The organism is Brachyspira hampsonii 30446, from assembly GCF_000316195.1.
GTDB classification, from domain to species: Bacteria; Spirochaetota; Brachyspiria; order Brachyspirales; family Brachyspiraceae; genus Brachyspira; species Brachyspira hampsonii_C.
This window is the reverse complement of the sequence record NZ_JH994109.1, coordinates 20,109-25,552: the sequence shown is the minus strand read 5'-3', so window position 1 is coordinate 25,552 and position 5,444 is coordinate 20,109. Positions and strand designations below refer to the sequence as shown.

Genomic DNA, 5,444 nt, shown 5'->3' with positions numbered 1-5,444 from the left:
CCTTCTTCTATTCCTAATCTTCTTTCTTCTTCAAGCATTATCTGATTACCATATAAATAAGCCTGCCTCTTATCGTATTCATTCATCATTAGCCTATCTTTAATGAAATTATTGTATCTTCTTTGCACTTCTTCCATTATTGGTTTCTCTTTTACTAATTCTGACATTATAACCTCCTTATTATCTTTATCTTTCATAGTAAAAAATTTAAGCCAGCAATTTAAATCATATTCTAATGTATTATATTTAAATTTTTTTAATTCTATTATATGTATCTGTAAATGATCAGTTAACAATCTTCTATTATTTGTATCATAAATCATATAGCAAGAATGTATATTATTACTGTCATCTAAATTAAAATTAAGAAGATTAATACTTATTACAGGAGTTAGGGCATCGTATTTTTCACCCTGTTTCAAAAGTTTACTATAATTTGAAGCCCAATAATATAATATTCTTTCTGGAAATCTTGAATTACCTTGCAGCTGAATTTCTATTATAACAACTGTTCCATTTTGTGTTATGCACTTAACATCTGTTATTGTTTCTTTATCTTCATAGTTTTCTTTATAATTAAATTGTGTTAATATTTCTACAGATCTAAAAGTCTTCATACCAGAATCAAGCATTATTGAATTAATAAAGTCTAATAATATTGCCTCGCTACCTTTATCGGATAAAAGATATCTCACAAAGTAATCATTTAAAACATTAAAATTATTATTTGATTTTAATTCCATAAAATTATTATAATGAAATATTTATACTTTGTCAAATGATATTGACAAGATATACCAATATACTTTATAATCAAAAAATATAATCACAATTAAAAAAGGTTTATGATGAAATTATTATGCATTACGATATTTATTATTAGTTCGTACATTTCTTATGCTCAAGTAAGTGATGATTTTAAAAAATTAGCGGCAACAAATAAAGAATCAGCATTATACAAATCAGTAATATCAGAAAATATTGATGAGTTTAAATATGTAATTGAAAACAATAAAGAATATATAACCTACTCTATAACGAATAGTAGCTATGAGTGGTATGACTATATACCTAATTTAAGTACTAATAATTTCTCTAATTTTGTAAAAGTTTTATTATATAATGGAATGAATATTAACGAATCTGGAAAAAATCTTATACTTGATGTAAGTAAGTACTACGATTCACATCGTAAACCTAAATTCGGCACAAGTGAAATTATAGGAGTTCCAGATAGTAAATATAAAATTGAAACACTTATAAATCTCGGAGCAAATATTAATATACAAGATAATGACGGAAATGGTATACTTCACTATATACTTTCTAGAGATAATATAGGAATAGAAGAATATGATATTTTTGAAATGCTCATAAAGAAGTCAGTAAATATTAATTTACAAAATAATGACGGAGATACTGCACTTCATAAGATTTCATATAAAAAAAATAATGGGCATAGAAATATTGATATGGAAAAAAAAGTTATATCTCTTTTGATAGAAAATAATGCAGATAAAAACATAAAAAATAATAATGGAAAAAAAGCGTATCCCGGAGCATTTATATATAATATAAAATTAATTTTTAGTAAAATATTTAATGATATATTATACCCTATTTTGATGCTTCTACTTATAATTATAGTTGCTATACCATCTTTTATATTCTATGCAATATCAGGATTTATTGAAAATATATCTGGTTTTTTCAGATAATTGATTTTTATGAAGCTTAAAATGAGATATACTATTGTTTTTAAATGTGACTAAAATATAAATTTTTATATCATAATTTTTCTATTTTTTCTATACTAAGCCCTGTTAATTCGCTTATGAGATTTATATCCATATTTTTATTTTTCATATTTCTAGCTAGAGAATATTTTTCTTTTTCTATACCCTGTTCTATACCTTTTTTCATTCCTTCTTCAATACCCTTTATACGCTCTTCATTAAGCATTAGAACATTAAAATAATCTCTCTCATAATTACTGTAGCCATTATACAAATCATTGCTATTAACAAATTTATTATATTCATCATATACTTCTTTCATTATAGGGTTTTTCTTTACTAATATTTCCATAGTATCCTCCACTACGAGCTGTTACAACATGTACGCTTCGCGGCACCAATCCGCACAATATTTCTAAACATAATATATATATATATTCAAAAATATTGTATAATTATTAATATTTTGAATAGGACATATTTTATGAATAAAAAAATAATAGATGATAATTTTTTAATTAATTTTTTTGGTAAAGAAATGTTAGAACTAGGTTATAGCTTTGTTCCAAACGCATTAATAAAATATAAAAATAGATTAGGATTAACAGGAAATGAATTTGAATTTATAGTACGTCTAATGAATGCTTATATGGATAATAAAACTATTTTAAGGGATAAAGACCTCGGAAAGAAATCTTATACAAGGGAAAGGACACAATTATACACTAAAGGATATTTAACTTATGAAACAAAAACATTTTTAAAAAATAAAGAAAAAATTACAGGAACTATATATAATCTTTTAGGATTAAAAAAAGCAATAATAAAACTTATTGAAGAAGATAAAACAAAACAGAATACAGATATTGACAACCATATTCCAAAATTATTTGATGATCAATAACAAAAAACATTTTTTTAAAAATTTAAAATACTGCTGTAAAGAGTGTTTTTTATAAAGTATATATAAATAAAAAGTACCTAAAAATAAGGCTTTACGTTTCAAATAAAGGCATCGTAACAAATACTTTAAGCATCGATTTGCATTATATTATCGCAACAGCTTTCAAATATTTTTTTATTTAAGCCATTATTCAAAAAATAAAAATCTGCATAAGTCAGTCAGTTTAAAGTCTTTAAATAATCATTAGGTTAATCTTTAACATGTCTTTAAATATCTTTAAACTCATACAACATCTAAGGGTGTCACTATACTTAAAGTAAGGGTGTCATCATACTTCATTTTGATGGTTTAACCTATATATATGCAGTTTTTTTAAGCCTTTTTAATATCCGTTTCTCTCGGCAGATTATTTATAATGTCATTCATCTTATTAGTTAAATCTTCAAACATATTTTTTATTGCAAGGACTTCATCGTTTTTAGAATTATAAAAGTCTTTTTTAGTACTATATTCAAACTTAGCAAAATGGTGATTTTCCATAGCTTCTTTTATCATTCCAGCCAAAACATAAATATATCTTGATACGGTTGTATTAATATTTTGATGGCCAAGCATTTTTGATATAACATAAACATCAGTTCCATTTTTTCTATTATTTCATTTTCACTCTCTGGGGTTTCTATAAAATATATATGAGGCTTCAATCTATTATTATCAAGTTTATCATTTCTATTAACAATACTTTCTATAGCATTCCTTGAAGTGTCGCATATTTCAAAAACTACCTCAGGAATCAAATCAGGATTTAGTATATGGCGACTGCCCGCCTTCGGTGCAGGAGTATAATATTTTATAGGCTTTAATTTTACTGTAATGCCATGTCCAGCTGCTAAAGTTCTGCATGTGTCAATAGTATCTTCTCCGCTTTGCACATTCTCTGGGAAGTTCTTCAAATCTGGGTATTCTTTTTCGCTGAAAACATTTTTAGGAAGCTCAGTAGAAAAAGAAGCTCTTATATCTGATGCTGTTATTGTTATAGTTTCTAAAAAAGAATATTCAGGCTTTTGAATAAAACCAGAGAATATAATATTAGAATCTTTTATTGTTGCTACGCTCCCAGCCTCATTATAAGCTCCTGCCGATTTATTAAAATCGGCAGGCATTCGGCTGTCCGCTTGATAGTCAAATATTTGTCTTACCAAAAATCTATTGCCGTATAAATTAGAAAAATCATCAAAAAGTCCGTCATCATTTCTTAAAGTAACAGACATTTCATTTGTTTGAATAGTATCAAATGCAAGTGAATCGCCTTCTATATCCGCTGTATCTATCTCCTCCACTCTAGGCTCTATCGCCATAGGCGGACAGTCGTCGTACATATTATTTAATTCAGTTATTATGTTATTGTTGCTGTCTGACACCGAAGGTGGCACGCAATGTGGGCAGTCGCCACAGGCGTCCCATTCACGTGTAGAGAATAATCTTTTAATATTTATAATTATATTCTTTTTACTGTAAGGTATTTCAAAGTTATTAAAATGCACGGCTATATAATTTATTTTATTTTCTATATATTGATAATAAGATTTATTTTGCTGATAAAGAGCTTCTAAAGAAAATACTTCTATATATCCTCTATCATTGTCAGACGACTGTCCGCCTTCGGTGACACTTATAGAGCCTACGCCACAGGCGGACAGGTGCCTACTAAACAAATTATATAATTCATCTTCTTGAATATTTACTAACTCAGTAAAATAAGAAGATAAATACTGAGAATATATTTCATTAATACTCGCAGTCCATACACCTCCGAAAGGTGCAAATATTAATCTAGTATCAGGACTAGAAATATCAAGTTCTATAATATTAGCAAAACTCTTCATTACTATTGCTATGTTAGCCTACACTATAATTACATCTATAATAAATTATAGATGTGCTTCGGCTCACTTACTCCTATATAACCTATTTCTGCATATATTTATTATTGTTATACTCGTGCTCGCCTATAAATAGATAGTAAATAAATTTACTATCTGGTTCGCACTCGTTTACTTCTATATAACCTATTTCTGCATATATTCTATGACTGCTGAACCATCCTGTCCTCTTTCTCCATTAGCAACAACACCATTATTATTACTATTAACTCCTCCGTTTCCTCCAGCTCCTACGATAATTTTTACTTTATTTAAAGAGCCAAGCATACCTCTTGTTACATCTACAATAGCTGCACTTCCGCTTCCTCCTCCGCCTGAAGCATATCCGTTTATAGAGCCATTGCCTCCATTACCTCCGCTAGCCAAAGTAGTATTATTTGTAAATACAGCTCCCGTATTATAATTAATATTATTATATGTGCTTGTACTTCCATTATTTCCATTAATTAATTTACCCTGTCCAATAGCAATACCTCCATTTCCTCCATTAAATGACATTGTACCTGTTTTTACTGCTATCTGACCGCCTTGACAAGTAGTTATCGCTGTATTGCCTACTAATACTTGAGAATTACCTCCTACTGTAGGTTCTGTTCCAACCGTATCTAATAAACCATAATAACCTCCTGCACCTCCTGAACATATATGAACTGTAATACTATTAACATCGCTTGGAAAATCAAACTCATGGGTGCCAACTCCAAAGCTAACTGTTTTTCTCTTTAAGGTTTTGCCTTTTCTTTCAAAGTCATTAATATTCCAATATTTCTTTTCAACATATCCTCCTAGTGCAGTATTATATTTCATAGACAATCTTAGATATTTTTCTGAACATCTTCTTTGAGAATCCAAATTATAAAA

5 protein-coding genes and 2 pseudogenes are annotated in these 5,444 nt (G+C 27.9%); 2 read left to right on the top strand and 5 right to left on the bottom strand.

Features of this window, described 5'->3' with window-relative positions; translation table 11 throughout:
• A partial coding sequence (locus tag A966_RS00165; protein WP_008721171.1) for an Rpn family recombination-promoting nuclease/putative transposase occupies positions 1 to 743 on the bottom strand: 743 nt, incomplete at its 3' end.
• Between the two features lie 105 nt (positions 744 to 848).
• Here A966_RS00165 and A966_RS00160 point away from each other — a divergent pair.
• Positions 849 to 1,718: an ankyrin repeat domain-containing protein gene (locus A966_RS00160; RefSeq protein ID WP_008721168.1), complete on the top strand. Its 870-nt coding sequence runs from the start codon at positions 849 to 851 to the stop codon at positions 1,716 to 1,718.
• A gap of 70 nt (positions 1,719 to 1,788) precedes the next feature.
• Here A966_RS00160 and A966_RS00155 read toward each other — a convergent pair.
• Positions 1,789 to 2,100, bottom strand: a pseudogene (locus A966_RS00155) (Rpn family recombination-promoting nuclease/putative transposase); the annotation flags it as partial.
• Positions 2,101 to 2,220: 120 nt separating this feature from the next.
• On the opposite strand from A966_RS00155, the gene A966_RS00150 reads away from it, so the two are divergent.
• On the top strand, positions 2,221 to 2,640 hold the full coding sequence (locus A966_RS00150; protein ID WP_008721164.1) for a hypothetical protein: 420 nt from the start codon (positions 2,221 to 2,223) through the stop codon (positions 2,638 to 2,640).
• A 372-nt stretch (positions 2,641 to 3,012) separates the two neighbouring features.
• Here A966_RS00150 and A966_RS00145 read toward each other — a convergent pair whose 3' ends face one another.
• The 3 genes and pseudogenes from A966_RS00145 to A966_RS00135 form a co-directional block, all read right to left on the bottom strand.
• Positions 3,013 to 3,204: a hypothetical protein gene (locus A966_RS00145; RefSeq protein WP_232817721.1), complete on the bottom strand. Its 192-nt coding sequence runs from the start codon at positions 3,202 to 3,204 to the stop codon at positions 3,013 to 3,015.
• A gap of 80 nt (positions 3,205 to 3,284) precedes the next feature.
• Positions 3,285 to 4,526, bottom strand: a pseudogene (locus tag A966_RS00140) (hypothetical protein); the annotation flags it as partial.
• Positions 4,527 to 4,709: 183 nt separating this feature from the next.
• A partial coding sequence (locus A966_RS00135; protein ID WP_008721157.1) for a hypothetical protein occupies positions 4,710 to 5,444 on the bottom strand: 735 nt, incomplete at its 5' end.

Coding starts and splice junctions, on each gene's coding strand:
- A966_RS00160 (WP_008721168.1), top strand. CDS start 849: ATGAAATTATTATGCATTACGATATTTATTATTAGTTCGTACATTTCT.
- A966_RS00150 (WP_008721164.1), top strand. CDS start 2,221: ATGAATAAAAAAATAATAGATGATAATTTTTTAATTAATTTTTTTGGT.